At 43.1% G+C, this 17,889-nt stretch carries 16 protein-coding genes; 13 read left to right on the top strand and 3 right to left on the bottom strand.

Annotated elements, in window-relative coordinates; genetic code table 11:
- Positions 1-5: 5 nt before the first annotated feature.
- The gene (locus M2444_RS09145) at positions 6-581 is read right to left on the bottom strand and encodes a YhcN/YlaJ family sporulation lipoprotein (protein ID WP_280786770.1); all 576 of its coding nucleotides are present in this window, start codon (positions 579-581) and stop codon (positions 6-8) included.
- 105 nt (positions 582-686) lie between these two features.
- On the opposite strand from M2444_RS09145, the gene M2444_RS09140 reads away from it, so the two are divergent.
- Complete coding sequence (locus M2444_RS09140) at positions 687-2,018, top strand: PhoH family protein (RefSeq protein WP_094870338.1); 1,332 nt, start codon at positions 687-689, stop codon at positions 2,016-2,018.
- Positions 2,019-2,401: 383 nt separating this feature from the next.
- Entirely contained in the window at positions 2,402-3,628 is a 1,227-nt protein-coding gene (locus tag M2444_RS09135) for an extracellular solute-binding protein (RefSeq protein WP_280786769.1), read from the top strand.
- Here the strand turns inward: M2444_RS09135 and M2444_RS09130 are convergent.
- Together M2444_RS09130 and M2444_RS09125 are read right to left on the bottom strand one after the other, a co-directional pair.
- On the bottom strand, positions 3,620-4,747 hold the full coding sequence (locus M2444_RS09130) for a coiled-coil domain-containing protein (protein WP_256989818.1): 1,128 nt from the start codon (positions 4,745-4,747) through the stop codon (positions 3,620-3,622). The two genes, M2444_RS09135 and M2444_RS09130, sit on opposite strands and share 9 nt — an antisense overlap.
- 324 nt (positions 4,748-5,071) lie before the next feature.
- Positions 5,072-5,308: a DUF2626 family protein gene (locus tag M2444_RS09125; RefSeq protein WP_042130273.1), complete on the bottom strand. Its 237-nt coding sequence runs from the start codon at positions 5,306-5,308 to the stop codon at positions 5,072-5,074.
- A 345-nt stretch (positions 5,309-5,653) separates the two neighbouring features.
- Between M2444_RS09125 and M2444_RS09120 the strand changes: the two genes are divergently transcribed.
- The 11 genes from M2444_RS09120 (at position 5,654) to mraZ (ending at position 17,889) form a co-directional block, all read left to right on the top strand.
- The gene (locus M2444_RS09120) at positions 5,654-6,304 is read left to right on the top strand and encodes an RsfA family transcriptional regulator (protein WP_042130271.1); all 651 of its coding nucleotides are present in this window, start codon (positions 5,654-5,656) and stop codon (positions 6,302-6,304) included.
- A 164-nt stretch (positions 6,305-6,468) separates the two neighbouring features.
- Complete coding sequence (locus M2444_RS09115) at positions 6,469-7,425, top strand: ketopantoate reductase family protein (protein ID WP_280786768.1); 957 nt, start codon at positions 6,469-6,471, stop codon at positions 7,423-7,425.
- A gap of 27 nt (positions 7,426-7,452) precedes the next feature.
- Complete coding sequence (locus M2444_RS09110) at positions 7,453-7,839, top strand: DUF3397 domain-containing protein (protein WP_280786767.1); 387 nt, start codon at positions 7,453-7,455, stop codon at positions 7,837-7,839.
- 151 nt (positions 7,840-7,990) lie between these two features.
- Positions 7,991-9,700, top strand: coding sequence for a peptide ABC transporter substrate-binding protein (locus tag M2444_RS09105; protein WP_094870343.1), 1,710 nt, complete (start codon positions 7,991-7,993; stop codon positions 9,698-9,700).
- A 222-nt stretch (positions 9,701-9,922) separates the two neighbouring features.
- Positions 9,923-10,855 carry an ABC transporter permease gene (locus M2444_RS09100; protein WP_076284768.1) on the top strand — a complete coding sequence of 311 codons (933 nt, stop codon included), beginning with the start codon at positions 9,923-9,925 and terminating at the stop codon, positions 10,853-10,855.
- Between the two features lie 33 nt (positions 10,856-10,888).
- The gene (locus tag M2444_RS09095) at positions 10,889-11,803 is read left to right on the top strand and encodes an ABC transporter permease (protein WP_042194363.1); all 915 of its coding nucleotides are present in this window, start codon (positions 10,889-10,891) and stop codon (positions 11,801-11,803) included.
- Between the two features lie 11 nt (positions 11,804-11,814).
- Positions 11,815-12,810, top strand: coding sequence for an ABC transporter ATP-binding protein (locus M2444_RS09090; RefSeq protein WP_094870344.1), 996 nt, complete (start codon positions 11,815-11,817; stop codon positions 12,808-12,810).
- Positions 12,807-13,727 carry an ABC transporter ATP-binding protein gene (locus M2444_RS09085; RefSeq protein ID WP_179281599.1) on the top strand — a complete coding sequence of 307 codons (921 nt, stop codon included), beginning with the start codon at positions 12,807-12,809 and terminating at the stop codon, positions 13,725-13,727. The genes M2444_RS09090 and M2444_RS09085 overlap by 4 nt, the downstream gene beginning before the upstream one ends.
- Positions 13,728-13,958: 231 nt before the next feature.
- Complete coding sequence (gene bshC, locus M2444_RS09080) at positions 13,959-15,590, top strand: bacillithiol biosynthesis cysteine-adding enzyme BshC (RefSeq protein ID WP_280786766.1); 1,632 nt, start codon at positions 13,959-13,961, stop codon at positions 15,588-15,590.
- Between the two features lie 224 nt (positions 15,591-15,814).
- Entirely contained in the window at positions 15,815-17,086 is a 1,272-nt protein-coding gene (locus M2444_RS09075; protein WP_280786820.1) for an adenosylhomocysteinase, read from the top strand.
- Positions 17,087-17,451: 365 nt separating this feature from the next.
- Complete coding sequence (gene mraZ / locus M2444_RS09070) at positions 17,452-17,889, top strand: division/cell wall cluster transcriptional repressor MraZ (protein ID WP_036683674.1); 438 nt, start codon at positions 17,452-17,454, stop codon at positions 17,887-17,889.

Raw genomic sequence — 17,889 nt, 5'->3', positions numbered from 1 at the left:
AACCTCTACTCTGCATTTTTAATCGGTGTAGTATCTTCTGGCAGCTGCGGCATGATTCGACCGATGATATCAGCCAGTTCGGATGAGAATCCGGAAATCGGATGTCCCTGAGAGATATGGCGGCTCATGTCCGCTAAGCGGCTGGAGAGATCCATATCGGCTGTGACAAGTGCACGTACACTTCTCGGGTCTTTGCGGATAGCTTCCGCTACAGAATATTTAATGCTTCCGACACGTGATCGGTCTAGAGAACCTTCTACGTCAAGACCTACAATGGCTACTTTGTTCATGACTACACAGTGTGCGCCATTCACACCAGGAACTCTTTTGGCCAACTGTTCAAAATGATCCTTAAGTGCAATTTCACTTTCGCCCTTAACACTGACGGTGTGACCAGCTTTTGAGGTGGCCTTAGGATTAGTTGCACCATCGTTGGCCAATTGCCGGACCTCATGGTTTCCCGTACCCTTTACAGCATTCGCAGATTGTTTATTCTGAGGAGAGGGTGATGTCTTTTTATTAGCGATACCGCAGCTTGTCAATAGCAGCAGTACCAGCAACAGACATATTGATTTTCTCATATGTGATTACTCCTTTCAGCCAAGATCGTTTCTGTACCTTATCTTTTCCCTTGGCGGAAAGAGTTATGTATGATCAATCAAACCAGGCGCTGTGGAGGGGATAATATGAACAAGATATTTGTGCTAGATACCAACGTGCTTTTGCACGACCCCAATTCGATTTTCTCTTTCAAGGAGCATGAGGTGGTTATTCCAGCAGTTGTGCTGGAAGAAATCGACTCCAAAAAGCGCAACGCTGACGAAATTGGTCGGAATGCCCGCACGGTTTCCCGATTGCTGGATGGACTTCGTGAACTAGGACATCTGCATAGTGGTGTGGAGCTGGAGCATGGAGGCAAGCTGAAGGTAGAACTTAACCATCGCAGTTTTGTGAAAGTACAGGAAATGTTTGGAGAGGTGTCTAACGACAATCGGATTTTGGCTGTAGCGCTCAATTATTTAATTGAAGAGAAAGAGAAGCCTGATCCGCGTCCCGTAGTGCTTGTGAGTAAGGATGTGCTGGTCCGTATAAAAGCGGATGTGCTAGGAATTACACCAGAGGATTATTTATCAGATCGTACTGGGGATTTAAATGAACTTTACACCGGTTACCAATCTTTGCAGGTTCATCCGGCATTGATTGATGAATATTACAGTCACCGTTCTTTAACGGTTAAACAGCTCGCGCTGTCGTACCCGCTCTACCCTCATGAATTTGTGATCCTTAAGGATGAGATAGGCACGGGCAAATCAGCTCTTCTCAAGGTGAATAGTGAGGCAACCCGTCTGGAGCCGCTCTATCTGGGCAATGATTCAGTTTGGGGGATTAGCGCGCGAAATGCTCAACAACGAATGGCATTGGAGCTGCTTCTCAATGATGAAATCCCGCTTGTAACCATTACAGGCAAGGCAGGTACAGGAAAGACATTATTGGCACTTGCTGCTGGACTATTCAAAGTTGAGGATGAGCATAAATACAAAAAACTGCTCATTGCCCGTCCAGTCGTTCCAATGGGGAAAGATATTGGATATTTACCTGGAGAGAAGGATGAGAAGCTCAGACCTTGGATGCAGCCTATTTATGATAATCTGGAGTTCTTGTTCGACACCAAAAAAGCTGGCGATATCGATAAAATATTAATGGGCTTAGGCAGCATACAGGTAGAAGCCTTAACTTATATTCGTGGCCGTTCAATCCCTGCACAGTTCATTATTATTGATGAAGCTCAGAACCTTTCCCGTCATGAAGTGAAGACGATCGTCTCCAGAGCGGGTGAAGGGAGTAAAGTCATTCTTATGGGGGATCCGGAGCAAATCGATCATCCGTATCTGGATGCTGCGAGTAACGGACTTAGCTATATTGTTGAGAAGTTTAAGCAGCAAGGGATTAGCGGACATATTACTTTGGAAAAAGGCGAGCGTTCCCGTCTGGCCCAATTGGCCGCGGATCTTCTCTAACTTATTTTCAATCTCAGCCGGGAGCAGCAGACCTCCCGGCTTTTTCCTGCCGCCCAGAAACGGCGGAGGAGTTTATCAGGTTATGGTTATGAGATGAAGAGCGGAAAGCGGAGGGGGAGGAATTGTTCTGTAGAAGCACTAGCGTTCGCCTTTGTCTCCGGATTTATACCGCTTAGGAATATAATCAATAAATCTGGAGACTACAGCGATTGGAAGAATAATCCGCACACGGAGCGCCCCTCGCACTCAGAGAATCATGAACGTTTTAAATTTCTCTATCATTTCACCTATATAATAGTAAGAGAACGTTTTCACATTCTAAAGACAAGCAGCGGCGGGTTTGGTAAAATAGGGGTGAGTAATCATGGGGAAGGTGGGGAAATGTGCTGAAACGCAAAAATTATTGGCTGCTTTTTGCAATTTTACTACTATCGCTGACAAGCTTGTCACCCAGTATGGAATTGAGTACCAATAACGACCCACATCCTATGAAAAAACCACAAAGTCAGTCGACAAACCCCTCTTCAGGGGAAGAGGGATCTATAGATAGCCTGCGCATAACAGTATCCTTAAATAGTGAGGAATTCAGTGAACTGGAGCTTCTAAGCAATCGTTATACTTTAGAAAGTGGAGTAAAGGTAATATTAAGAAATATTGATAGCGAGGATGCAGACGAAGTTTTGAAGCGTGATCTAACCATCGGGGATAGCCCGGATATCGTTATGGCGGATGGACGAAGTATTCTCGACTGGGCTACACGTGGATATTTGTTGCCGGTGGATGTATATCAGAGCATTCCGGGAACTGCACCGTTAACTCAGTTAATCCCCTGGATGCAATGGAACGGATATAATTGGGGAGTGCCGCTGGATATCGACCCTTATGTACTTGTTTATTCACCACAGCGGCTTGCGGAACTGGGATTCACCACCTTACCAAGAAGTCTGGAACAGTGGAACACATTACTTCAGAATGTGCTCAAAGAGCAAGGGAAATATTTACTCGCGATGGATACACGTAATCCATATGGATTGTCCGCCGTTATGGAGAGTATGAACAGCAGCTTGCTATCGGATAACCAAGAAGTGATAAAGTGGACTCAAAATGCCCGCAGTTATTTTTACCTTACCAGTCGATATAACAAAGATGTTTGGGATATGATTCAGAGCGGAAGCGTTGCTGTTGCTGCTCTACCGCTTTCTGAGTGGAAAAAACATGGGAATTCATCTTTAGTTGCTGAAGCACCGCTGACCGTAAGTAACGGGAGAGGACTTGAATCCTATTACAGTCGTTCCTTTGCACTTCCAGCTCAATCCCCAAATCCAAAGGAAGCCGTGAATTGGCTGACGTTTATCACCTCTGAAGCTTCTCAGATGGACTGGCTGGAGAACACGGGGAGCTTGCCTGCGCTGGATGTCCTATATCGTTCGGAAAATGATTTCAAATATAGGCTTCCTTTTGGAGTCGAACTTTTACTGACAGAAGAAACCGCCCCGGAGGTCGAATTCCAAGGCGGCTGGAGGAAGATTGTTGAAGCAGTATCCTTACTGCTTACAGGAAAAATTGATGCGGCCGGGTACAAAGATTTCATCAAGGAAGGCTTAGAATGAGATAGATAGTTTAACCTGGAGGACGCCTTCTTTGCTATCTACTTCTGTGGCACGTAGGAAAGAAACAATTTTTGCAGGGTAAAAGCCTAAATCAAATTCCTCCTCAAGTGTTCTTCTGGTGGTGTCAGGTAATTCGAGTCCATTAAATACAACATGATCGACTTGGAATATAAGTCCGTTGATGGGTTCTTCCTGTATGACGTAGTGGCCGGTTAATGAAAGGGCTAAAGCTCCACTTTTTCCTGTAGCAGTAATCGTTCCGTCATTAAAATGAAATGCGAAATCGTTAAATAGCTTATTCTGGGACTGAAGGAATTCGTTTAAATCCTCTTCCTTCAGATTCAGAACATAAGTCATCCCCTTACGAGTAAGAACACCCTCTCGATTCTGGACAAACTGCGGTAATTTATTCATTGCGGTAGATAATGCTTTGAAGTAGGTCTTTACCTCGCGCAAACCAATATTCTCCCAATATAATGTGAATTCTTGAAGCAGAGCGCTCATATTATCAGGATCACTACTGTCTTTAATCCCACCTTCAATTTCTTTATTGAGCGCGGCTACCCGAATTTTCTGTTCCTCCAGAGCGGTTCGCAGCTGTGCAAGATCCTTCGAGCTGCGCTGTGCAGTCTGGAGGGTCTTCTTTAGATCCTTATATTGGTCCTCGTATTGTGTGAGAATGTTGCGGTCATTTCCAATAATTATTTCATAATAATCGAATAGTGCCAGGAATCTGCTAATGCTCTTCGCGGATAGAAATGCGGCTAAGAGACCGTCTCTATCCCCCATATAATAAGAACGAAGGACCGCACCTGCACGCTCTTGTTGATTTACGATGGCGGATTTTTTCTGGATAGCTTGCTCTTCTAGGTAATCTACCTTTTCTTCAAGCGCTTTTTGTTCGGCTGTAATCTTGATGATCTCCCGTTCAATTTCTGCGGAAGATAAGGTCTGCTCCAGAAGTTTACGGGTTTCTTCATTATCTGGTATAGAGGAATTGAAAAAAGAACCGCTAGGATCGGCAGACAGGTACATCGTAGATTGTAACGGAAATAATGTACAGCAGAAGAGAATTAGTATGGTTGCCATCATGCGGCTTTGGGCATTGCGGGAGCGCACCACACCACCACCTTTTTTTGAAATTTAAGATAATAATTTATCTGTTTTACTCCATAGATCATCCTTCTATTTCTCGTAGAAATGGAAACTGTCCCTAAAAGACGGCAAAACCGTTTCTTCTTGAATGGATATATGTATGTACTAATAATATGTTTAACCCTTCTAAAATAGCATACATACAAAAAATCCCCACAAAGTGAGGCTATCCTTCAATGCGTACTGAGGTATTTGTGGGGCCTCATATATATACTAACTGATAAACAAAAAAACGGAAGTGATCCTTATTAAATAAGGACCTCATCCGCTTCAAGAGTGTACTGCAATTTATAGTGGAAGACCCATTTGAAAGATCGTCCAATAGCTGAAACCGGTGAAAGTCAAAATCATGTATGCCCAGAAAAGTAGGACATAAGTTTTTTCAGTAAATTTCAAATAACCGAGAATTACGAAAAAAGCGGTTTGCAAAAAGAAAAGCAAGGCCATTTCTGTCAGACCTCCGGCGAAAGCCATCAATCCTATAGCCAATGTAAAAAAACCTAATACCCGAAACATGCGGTCCAAGAGAGAGTCCCCCTTCCAGTATGTATCTCACGAATATTCCTTCGACTTATTATACCCGTTCAGTAAAAATGTGTAAACGAATTCATTAAAAAAAATACACTAATCTTGAAAAAATGTGATTTTTATAATTGACTGAAGTGTTTAGTGCTTGAAAAAAGAGAATTTATTACTTAAAGCGTATGATGTGGGCAGATAATGGAAATACAATTTAGTATCAAATAGATTCTATGAACTCTATGAGAAGCATAGAAATGGAGTAAGCAGCTTTTATCCCTATTCACTACCCGGCAGAGCTGTCGGTTATGGAGATGGTTATTTCAAGATGTTGTTAGGAGGTTTGGTTGGATGACAGCCGTTAGACAGGATGCTTGGAGTGCAGAAGATGATCTAATACTGGCAGAAGTAACCTTGCGCCACATTCGGGAGGGCAGCACACAACTTGCTGCTTTTGAAGAAGTGGGTGAAAAAATCGGCAGAACGTCGGCTGCATGCGGATTCCGCTGGAACAGCTGTGTTCGAAAAAGCTATGAAGGTGCAATTGGAATCGCTAAAGGCCAACGTCAAAAGAGAAGTTACCTGAAAAAGCAACCGTCAGTAAGAGGAGCGCAGGTAGCGGGTCTGATTCTCGGGGATACCGATGAGGAGTTCGGACGAGGCGAAGGATTAAGTGAAAACACATTATCCATTGATGCGGTTATACGTTTCCTGAGACAATGGAAAGGTACAATCCAGGAGGCAGGACGCCAGCTGAAAATGCTGGAGAGAGATTTGCGCGAGAAGGAAGATGAATTAACTGAATTAAGATCTGAGAATGAGCGGTTGTCAAAAGAGGTTAATCTTGCTCAAAGTGACTACCGGGTAGTCAATGATGATTACAAAGCTTTAATTCAGATTATGGATCGTGCGCGTAGGCTAGCTTTCTTAAACGAAGAAGAAGAAGAAATGAAGACTCGTTTCAAAATGGATGGGAATGGAAATTTAGAACGTATTGAATAAAAGATAGGCAAACTAAAACACCCGTAAGTGGTTCGCTTTATTAGCGCCATTTGCGGGCGTTTTGGTTTTGTATTGTCATTTATGGAGGACGACAACGGTAGTTCTTCTTGGTATATTAAGGCTATACTTAGAAAAATTGCGTTTGAGATCAACAGGAGGATCAGATGAAAATCGATATAATCGGTGCGGGTTCACTTGGGCTGCTTTTGGCAGGGAGACTGACCCAGTCCGGGAATGAAGTGAGATTGTGGTGTCGAGGGGTAGAGCAGTGCCGGAAATTAAAAGATGAGGGCTTAACTGTGAGCTATGAGGATGGCCGCGATCCGATTTCGATTTCAGGGGATCGATTTGTGTCCGCACCAATAGAGGGATTTGCAGCTGCCTATCTTCGTGAGCCCAGTGATTGGATCATAGTAACGGTTAAACAGGACATACTACATAATGTTTTACCTGAATTTCTGTCCCCTCTTAGGGAACTACAGGTACACATCATTTGTTTTCAAAATGGCATTGGACATATGGAGATGCTCAGTAAATTGCTGCCGAAAGCTAATTTATATGCTGCCGTAACAACAGAAGCTGCGAAGCGAAAGTTTTTAACTGAAGTCATTCATGCAGGTGCGGGTGAGGTATGGGTAGGGAAATGGAGCTTAAAGAATGGACAAGCCCACAGTATACATACTGATTTACAAGTGAATTATTTAATAGAAGTTCTCATTATGGCAGGATTCTCAGCCTTTTTGTCGAATGAAGTGGATACCATGATTTACCGGAAGCTCCTAATCAATGCCGTTATTAATCCGCTCACAGCGATTTGGCGTATTCCAAATGGTGAACTGCTTGCTTCAGAAGAGCGCCTGCAGTTAATGAGAGAACTTTTTAGAGAAGCTACTATGGTATATGATGCCTGCGGAGTTACTTATGATCATGATGCGTGGGATAACATTCTTAAAGTGTGCAGGACAACCGCGGGCAATACTTCATCCATGCTGGCAGATGTTCTAGCTTCAAGGAGCACAGAAATTCATTGGATCAATGGGAGTCTTGTAGAAATGGCAGAACGCACTGGAACATTGGTTCCTTTACATCGCTTGATCTGCCAATTAGTAGAGGGAATATAGGTATGATCTCGGAGGAGAGGTGAAGCTATGGGATTGCTGATGAATTCGGTCGTTACTTTAAGCTTGATTCCAATAATACCGTTTATAATTGTTTATTTCATTGGAAAAGGCTTGAAAAAAGATAAAAAGAAAACTTTTATGCTCGCTATGGACGTGACTACATTTTTTTTATTATTGTCGGTCTCTGCATTATTTAACAACTTGTTTAATAACGGTTTTGGGTTTTATCTTATACTACTTATTGTATTAATATCCACTGGACTGATTGGCGGCGCTCAGAATCGACTAAAAGGAAAAGTAGATGGGAAGCGGTTATTTCGGGCAGTTTGGAGACTTTCCTTCTTTTTTATGAGTGCCGGATATTTATTATTTATGTTTGTAGGGCTAATTAAGTACATATCACAAGCGATGTAATGTTCCACTGCTCCGGTGAAGCGGCAACGTCACAAAAGTTTAAAGTTTTAATAAAAAAAGAATTTTCTGAAAACATACCACTAGATTTTTTTGACCACTGGTTGTATAATCATAAACCATATACCACATTCTATTTAGGGGGAACTGCTAGATGAAGAAGAGTAAAAGTCTATTGCTAATGCTTGCATTAGTACTTGTTATCGGCACAGTGCTTGCTGGCTGCGGCGGAAACAACGCGAACAGCGGCAATAAAGGTAATGCTGGTAACACTGGTAACACGGGAACTGGTAATGCGGCTACAGAAGAGAAATTGGCTGCGGACCAAACACTGAGAATTAACCTAAGCTCTGAGCCTCCAACATTTGACCCAGGATTGGCTCAAGATAGCCAAGCTCACACTGTCCTGACAACAATGTACGAAGGTCTAACTCGCATGAATGCTGAATCTGGTCAAGCTGAACCAGGTGTTGCTGAAAGCTGGGATGTTTCCGCTGACGGTCTGGTATATACTTTCAAACTCCGTGATTCACAATGGAGTAATGGCGATCCTGTAACAACAGAAGACTTCGTTCGCGCTTGGAAACGCGTGCTCGATCCTGCTGCTGCATCCGCTGCACCTTACGCTTATCAATTGTACTACATCAAAAATGCTCAAAAGTTCTACAACAAGGAAATTACCGATTTCAGTCAAGTAGGTATCAAAGCGGTTGATGAGAAAACTCTTGAAGTTACTCTTGAAGCCCCAACTCCTTACTTCCTTGGATTGCTTTCCTTCTACACTTATTACCCTGTACACAAATCCATTGAGAGTAATCCAAAATGGGCAACAAGCAAAGATACTATGATCGTTAACGGTGCTTTCACTCTTACTGAGTGGACTACAGGTCAAACACTTGTTGTAACTAAAAACGATAAATACTGGGATAAAGATTCCATTAAACTTAACAAAATCGACTTCTCCCTTGTAAACAGCGGTGCAACTGAACTGCTCAGCTACAAGAACGGTGAATACGATCGTGCCGGTGGACCAACTGGTGAAATTCCATCAGAACAAATTCCAATCGTGCAAAAAGAACTTCCTAAAGAATTCAGCCGTAAAGGTATTGCTTCCGTATACTACTACGAATTCAATATCACTGAAAAACCATTCACAAACGCTAAAATCCGTAAAGCTCTTGCAATGTCCATTAACCGTCAAGCTTTGATTGACAATGTAGTACAAGGTGGACAATTCCCAGCATTCGGTTATGTACCTCCGGGTATCGCTGGTGCTGATGGTGAATACCGTGCAGCAGTTAAAGATAGTTACTTCACTGAAGATCTAGAACAAGCTAAAACTTTGCTTGCTGAAGGTCTGAAAGAAGAAGGTATGGATAAACTGCCTACATTCTCTTTGACTTACAACACAAGTGAAGGTCACAAGAAAATCGCTTTGGCGATTGCTGATATGTGGAAAAACAATCTTGGTATTGACGTACAAACCGTTAACCAAGAGTGGGCTGTATTTATTGAAAACCGTCAAAACCTGAACTACCAAGTTGCACGTGCTGGTTGGACTGCGGATTACAATGATCCAATGACTTTCCTTGATATGTGGGTAACAGGTGGCGGTAACAATGATACTGGTTACGCTAACCCTGAGTATGACAAATTGATCAGCGAAGCTAAAGCAAGTACTGACTTGAAAGAACGTCAAGACAAGTTTGCAGCAGCTGAGAAATTGCTCATCGAGCAAGATCAAGTTTTGATTCCATTGTACTACTACACTAACAACTCCCTGACTAAAGAGTACCTCAAAGGTGTTACTCTTGACTTCAGTGGTGCAATTGACTTGACTCGTGGATACTTGCTTGAGCACTAAGATTTAGCTCATGTAAATTAAACAGAATAGTTAGTTGACTGAAGTAACACAATACTTCGGGATATATATGTGGAACTCCATATATATCCCTTTTTTTTGTATTTCCGTCTATTTGTTATTTATTGTTATTTATAACATATTTAGAAAATGGACAAAAATCCGTTTTTTTCATAAAATCAATATAATGCTCTCAAAAAAATTGTCGGAGGAGGTGTGATGGGGATGGTTCGTTATGTCGCAAATAAATTCTTCTATATGTTGGTTTCATTATTTGTACTGATTTCTGCAACTTTTTTCTTGATGAAAGCTATTCCAGGGGATCCGTTTACTTCTGAGAAAAAAGTACCGCCAGAAATTAAAGCGCGTTTGATGGAGCAATATGGTCTGGACAAGCCGCTCTCTCATCAGTATTTTAAGTATTTAGGTGATATTGTCCAAGGTGATCTGGGTGTATCCATGAAACGCCTGAATCAAGATGTATCACATTTGATTGGCCAAACCTTTTCAGCGTCGCTGAAGCTGGGACTCGTCGCAATTGTTGTGGCGGTTATTGTTGGGGTTCTTCTCGGCATGTTAGCGGCACTCTATCACAGAAAGTTTCTGGACAGCGCCGCGATGGTGTTGGCCGTTCTGGGGATTGCGGTTCCGAGCTTTGTAGTCGCGTCATTATTACAGTATGTGTTCGCTTTCAAATTGGGTTGGGTACCGGTTTCAGGTTTTAAAGGGCCAATCTATTATTTCCTTCCTGTAGCAGCGCTCTCGGCTCAGCCGATAGCATTTATAGCGCGCTTGACACGTTCAAGTATGCTTGAAGTTCTGAATGCGGATTATATCAAAACGGCTAAGGCTAAGGGATTAAGCTGGATGGCTATTCTAAGCCGTCACGTACTTCGTAACGGTATCCTGCCGGTTGTTACTTACATGGGACCTATGACAGCTAACATCGTAACAGGTTCGGTTGTTATCGAGCAGATCTTTGGCGTTGGGGGTATTGGTAAACAGTTCGTGGAAGCGATTGGTGTCCGTGACTATACCGTTATTATGGGGATTACCATTTTCTATGGTGTACTACTCATGGTAGCCCGTTTCATTACTGATATTGCTTATGTATTGATTGACCCACGTATGAAATTAAGTGGAGGAAAGGAGGGCTAAAGAGTGGCATCTGATAATAACTTGTTAAAGAACATGAATCTAAAACCGGAAGACTTTCAAAAAGTCGGTGTAGATGAAAAAGAAGCCGAGGTAATTCAGCGGGAGAGTCTCTCTGCCTGGAAAGATTCTTGGCAACGGTTGCGTCAGAACAAAATGGCGATGACCGCGCTTGGGATTCTAGGCTTGATCGTGCTAGCAGCGATTATCGCTCCCTTATTCTCGAAATATAACTATTATTCCAATGACTTGATGAATACCAATAAGCCCCCTTCCTCCGATCACTGGTTTGGAACGGATGATCTTGGACGTGATATTTTCGTTCGTACTTGGTACGGCGCACGGATCTCCTTGATCGTTGGTCTAGCTGCGGCAGCCATCGACTTGTTCATCGGTGTTATCTATGGAGGTATTATGGGCTTCTTCGGCGGCCGTGTAGATAATATCATGAACAAATTCTCCGAAATTTTGTACTCTATTCCTTATCTGCTTGTTGTAATTTTGCTCTTGGTTGTGCTTGAACCAAGTCTTGGTACCATCATCCTAGCCTTAACCATTACGGGTTGGATTACGATGTCGTGGATTGTACGCGGTGAAATTATGCAGCTCAAGAATCGCGAGTTCGTATTGGCTTCCCGTTCCATGGGTGCCGGTTCTGCGAGACTGTTGTTCAAACACCTTCTGCCAAACGCAGTGGGTCCGATTATTGTAACGATTACACTTTCTGTACCAAATGCAATTTTTGCCGAGGCTTTCCTAAGCTTCTTGGGTCTTGGTGTACAAGCTCCTATCGCTTCACTTGGATCTATGATTAACGATTCTCTCACCGGTTGGTTGTACTATCCATGGCGCTTCCTGTTCCCTGCCATTCTGATCAGTTTAACCATGCTTTCTTTCAATATTTTCGGTGATGGTCTTCGTGACGCGCTTGATCCTAAGCTGAAGAAGTAGGAGGGTTATGGATGGAACCTATTTTACAAGTCAAAGATTTGCATGTTTCGTTTTTTGTTAAAGGCGGAGAAGTGCAAGCTGTCCGTGGTATGAATTTTGAAATTGGCAAAGGTGAAACGGTTGCCATCGTCGGCGAGTCCGGCAGCGGTAAGAGTGTAACTGCACAATCGATTATGCGGTTGATCCCTTCCCCACCCTCAAAAGTGAAAAAGGGAGAAATTATTTTCCAAGGACAAAATCTGCTAGACAAAAGCATGAAAGAAATGGAATCCATTCGCGGTAAAGATATTGGCATGATTTTTCAAGACCCGATGACTTCTTTGAACCCAACCATCAAAGTGGGCAAACAGATCACTGAAGTTTTGATTAAACATCAGAAAATGTCAGCGGCCGAAGCGAAAAAGCAAGGTATTGAGATGCTCAAATTAGTTGGTATCTCAAATGCTGAGGCTCGCTTTAACCAATATCCCCACGAGTTTTCAGGCGGTATGCGCCAGCGTGTAATGATTGCAATCGCGCTAGCCTGCCGTCCGGCTTTACTCATAGCGGACGAGCCTACAACGGCTCTTGACGTAACCATTCAGGCGCAGATCATGGAAGTTATGAGAGAGATGCAGCAAAAACTAGGTACCTCCATCATTTTGATTACCCATGATCTTGGCGTCGTTGCCGGTATGTGTGATCGGGTTATTGTAATGTATGCAGGTGAAGTTGTGGAGACCGGAACAAGATGGGAAATCTTTAAGAATCCACAGCATCCATATACCAAAGGTCTGCTGCGCTCAATGCCGCGTCTGGACCAAAAGAAAGGCGAGCCGCTTATTCCGATCATCGGCACACCGCCAGATCTGATCAAGCCGCCGATCGGATGTCCGTTCACCGCGCGTTGCAATGAAGCAATGCATGTTTGCGAACAAATCGATCCCGGCGCCACAGAATTCAGCGAAACGCATATGGCGCGTTGCTGGAATCTGCATTCGATGGCCAAGGAGGTGCAGTACTCTTGAGTAAGAACCTAATAGAGGTAGAAGGTCTTAAGAAATATTTTAATGTAGGTCAAGGCAAGGTTCTTAAGGCTGTTGATAATATTAACTTCACGATCCGTGAGGGCGAGACGCTTGGAATGGTAGGAGAGTCCGGTTGTGGTAAGACTACTGCTGGACGTACAATTCTTCGCTTGTATGAGCCAACTGCCGGAAGTGTGAAATATAATGGTACAGACATTTATAAATTGCCTTCTAACAAAATGAAAGCAATGCGCCGTGACATGCAGATGATTTTCCAAGATCCGTACGCATCACTTAACCCGCGTTTTACGGTTTCTGATATCATCGGCGAGGCTCTGGACATTCACGGAATGGCTGGTAGCCGTGCAGAACGTAAAAAACGGATCGAAGAGCTGCTCGATATGGTTGGTCTTAACCATGATCACGCTACTCGTTATCCGCATGAATTCTCTGGGGGACAACGCCAACGTATTGGGATTGCCCGTTCGTTAGCGGTAAATCCTAAGTTCATCGTTTGTGATGAGCCGATTTCCGCGCTTGACGTATCCATCCAGGCTCAGGTCGTAAACTTGCTTAAAGAATTGCAAGATCGTCTGGGATTAACTTATCTTTTCATCGCGCATGATCTGTCCATGGTTAAACATATCAGTGATCGCGTAGCAGTTATGTACTTAGGTAAAATGGTAGAATTGGCGGAAAGTGAAGAGCTTTATGCTAATCCAATCCATCCTTATACCAAATCTCTCTTGTCAGCTATTCCAATTCCGGATCCGGAAATTGAAGTGAACAAGAAACGCATTCACTTGCATGATGAGCTTGGTAGTCCTATTTATTCTGCTAACGAAAAGAGCAATGATAGTGACTTTGAATTAGTAGAAGTATCCAAAGGACACTGGGTAAGCAAAAAATTTGCTTAAATCCATAGCGAGTATTTGACAGGCGGGAGCGTTATGCTCTCGCCTCTTGTATGTAGTGGGGATATTTAATAACCCTTTTAAAGGATAAGAAAATAAAACGGCTGCTCTTGCATTGCTTTTTTGCAGGTATGTAATTCTTTTGACGCGGCCCCTGACATTGGATACAATCATATAGAGTTTACGAACTTGGATTTACATATAACTGCTCAGTAGAACTGGAGGCACTAGCAAATGAATATTGTTAAGGAACCGCTCCCGGGTGGATCTGCACTCGCGCGCGACTATATAGAAAATTTTGAGAAGGTTAGTCATTTGTATGGTGGGGATTTCCGAAGTAAAGAGAGTAGAAGCATTCGGGCGGAATGGCTGGATCGTAGTGAGGGTCTCCGTGCGGACCGGACACAAGTTGCTGCATGTCTGCGACAATATAATGAAAAGCATAACTCACATGATGCGGTGATGGCTTCGCTGGCGCTTTTGGAACAGCCGGGAACATTAGTGGTTACTGGTGGGCAGCAAAGCGGACTTTTCACAGGACCACTGCTTGTAGTATATAAAGCAATGACAACCATTATGGCGGCAAAAGAAGCAGCAGAACAGCTCGGTCGGCCTGTAGTCCCATTATTCTGGATTGCAGGAGAGGATCATGACTGGGACGAAGTGAATCATACGTATGTATTGAATCGTACGCAAGAGATTACAAAGATTAAGATAGAAAAATCAGAGGAGAAACGCTCCTCGGTGAGTAATATTCACGTAGAAGAGGAAAGCTGGCAGCAAGTAGTGGAGCAGCTGGATGCGCTACTTCAAGATAGTGACTTTAAACCGCAAATCATGGAATTTATTCGATCTTCTTCATTTAGATCAGACAGTATGACGGATGCTTTTGCCAAGCTGATGGGTTCTTTATTTGGTAAATTCGGTCTGATCCTGCTTGATTCTGCTGATCCTAACCTTCGTAAGGTAGAAGAGCCTTTCTTCACTTCGCTAATTATGCAGAATGATGCACTGGAAACAGCGTACATGAATTCTGCTTCTGATATCGTAAACGCAGGATATGAGCTTCAAGCTGACGTTACGGCAGGCAATGCCAACCTCTTTTATATACATGAAGGTGTACGATTATTGCTTCATAAGAAAGATGGCAATTTTTCCGATCGCAAGGGCCAGGTATCGTTCACCCGTGATGAACTACTGGAGGAAGTGAAGGTTTATCCGGAACGATTCAGTAACAACGTGCTGACACGTCCGCTTATGCAGGATTATGTGTTGCCGGTTCTAGCTACGGTGCTAGGTCAAGGTGAGATTGCTTATTGGGCCATTCCGCATCATGCGTTTGAGACCATTGGAGGACAAATGCCCCTGATCATCCCGAGAATGTCTTTCACAGTGGTGGAAGGTACGCTTCATAAGCATATGGATAAATACCAACTAAGCTTTGAGGATGTAAGACAGGGTTTAGATCGTAAAAGACATGAGTGGTTGGCTGCACAGGATGAGCTGGGGATTGAACTACGTTTCGAAGAAACTAAAGCTACTTTCTCCGCCATGTACGAACCACTGATTGAGCAGCTTGGAACCATTCAGGCAGGTCTGCTAAAACTAGGGAATAACAATAAAGATAAGATTTTAGATCAGATTACTTTTTTACAAGCGAAAGCTCAAGATGCAATGGCAAAACAGAATGAAGCTGCAATCCGTCAATGGGAGCGAATCGAGCTGTCGTTAATGCCACTGGGTAAACTGCAAGAAAGAGTGTACAATATCATGTATTACTTGAACCGCTACGGACTTCCATGGTTAGATGAGCTGATGGCTATTGAACCTGATTATAGTGGGACGCATCGCATCATTTATATGTAGAGAAGTATTGCTCCATAAAACAAAGTGTATGCTTACGAAGTAAATTTTGTACGAAGTAGATTCAAGAAGTAATGCTCACAAAACAAAGTGTATGCTTACGAAGTAAGTTTTGTACGAAGTAGATTCAAGAAGTAATGCTCACAAAACAAAGCGTATGCTTACGAAGCAAGTTTTGTACGAAGTAGAACAGTGAAGTAACGCTCACAAAACTTTTAGGAGGTTTCATTATGAGTTCATCAAAACAAAATAGTATCGTGGCGGATATGTCACTCGCATCCGAAGGTCATTTGAAAATCGACTGGGTTCGTCAACATATGCCGGTATTGAACCGTATCCGTGAGCAGTTCGAAGCTGAACAGCCGTTCAAAGGACTGAAAGTCTCCATTACGCTTCATTTGGAAGCTAAAACCGCTTATCTGGCGAAGGTAGTCAAAGCAGGCGGTGCAGAAGTAACCATTACTGGATCCAATCCACTTTCTACACAGGATGATGTATGTGCGGCGCTTGTAGAGGACGGAATTACCGTATTTGCTAAATACAACCCTTCTCCTGAAGAGTTCAAAGCCCTTAATATCAAGGCGCTGGAAAGCAAACCGGATTTGATTATTGATGATGGTGGGGATTTTGCTACCTTGCTACATTCGGAGCGTCCTGATCTAATGGAGAATATTCGTGGGGGTGCTGAAGAAACAACAACCGGCATCATTCGTCTAAAAGCTCTTCAAAAGCAAGGTGTGTTGAAGTTCCCAATGGTCGCAGTAAATGATGCTTATTGCAAATATTTGTTTGATAACCGCTATGGCACAGGCCAATCCGCATGGGATGGAATTATTCGGACGACCAACCTGATCGTTGCTGGCAAAACTGTAGTTGTTGTCGGATACGGCTGGTGCGGTAAAGGTGTTGCTATGCGTGCCAAAGGGTTGGGCGCAAAAGTGGTTGTGACAGAAGTGGATGCTATTAAAGCCGTTGAAGCACATATGGATGGTTTCGAAGTTATGCCTATGCTGGAAGCTGCTAAGGTTGGTGATTTCTTCGTTACAGTAACGGGTAACCGTTATGTCATTCGCGGTGAACATTATGATGTGATGAAGGATGGCGCAATCATGTGCAATGCAGGTCATTTCGACGTTGAAGTGAATAAGCCTGAATTGTCTGAAAGATCCATATCTCAGCGTACTGTTCGGAAAAATATCGAAGAGTACCAGCTTCGCGACGGACGTAAACTATATCTGCTTGCAGAAGGCAGACTTGTAAATCTGGGTGCTGCGGATGGACACCCTGCCGAAATTATGGATACGACTTTTGCGTTACAAGCACTGTCGTTGAAATATGTTAATGATAATTATAAGAGCATAGGCGTAAAAGTTGAGAATGTTCCTTATGAGCTCGATGAGCAGGTAGCACGCTACAAGCTGCAAAGTCTGGGCATTAACATTGATAGCCTGACTTCAGCACAAGTGGATTATTTGGACAGCTGGAATCTGAACGATTAATTACGGAATGCACAACAATAAAGTATATTAACCAAGAGTACCTTGAACTGAAGCAACTTTTGTAAAATATAAGAGAGTATAAGTTTTACGCTATACATTATCCTTATATTTCTCGCATAGACGCTTCGTTGTCCTTATAAGGAAGACGAAGGCGTTAATGCTTGAAAAGCCATGCAGCGGACAGGATTCCGATTGCATGGCTTTTTTTATGTGGCGAATTGTGAATTGGGTAATGATCTATTTGATTTAGCAAAAAATTCCTTTCGCCAGAAAAAGGTTTTTGATTTTTAATGGCGAATCTATTATGCTTAAGTGGTGAAAAGTGGGGTAAAGTGGGGATTCGGGGATTAGGGGTGGGAAAAAGGATGTTCATGGGAGAGTATCAACACAGCATTGACGACAAAGGCCGAATTATTATTCCGGCTAAACTCCGTGAATTGCTTGGAACCTCCTTTGTGACGACCCGTGGTCTAGACTCCTGTCTATTTGTTTATCCCATGGAAGAATGGGCAATCATGGAACAAAAGCTAAAAAGCCTTTCACTGATGAAATCAGATGCCCGTGCATTCAGTCGCTTTTTTTTCTCAGGCGCAACAGAATGTGTATGGGATAAGCAGGGAAGGGTAAATCTGCCGGCCAATTTAAGGCAGTATGCCAAACTGGACAAAGACTGTGTTATTCTGGGCGTTTCGAACCGGGTGGAAATCTGGAACAAAGAGCTATGGGAGCAGTACTTCGAACAGTCCGAGGAATCGTTCAACGAAATTGCCGAAAAATTGGTGGATTTCAATTTTGATCTATAA

This window comes from Paenibacillus sp. PastF-3 (assembly GCF_029893135.1).
Lineage (GTDB): Bacteria > Bacillota > Bacilli > Paenibacillales > Paenibacillaceae > Paenibacillus_AQ > Paenibacillus_AQ nitricinens.
Note: the sequence above shows the minus strand (reverse complement) of the source record. Positions and strands in the feature narration are given on the sequence as shown.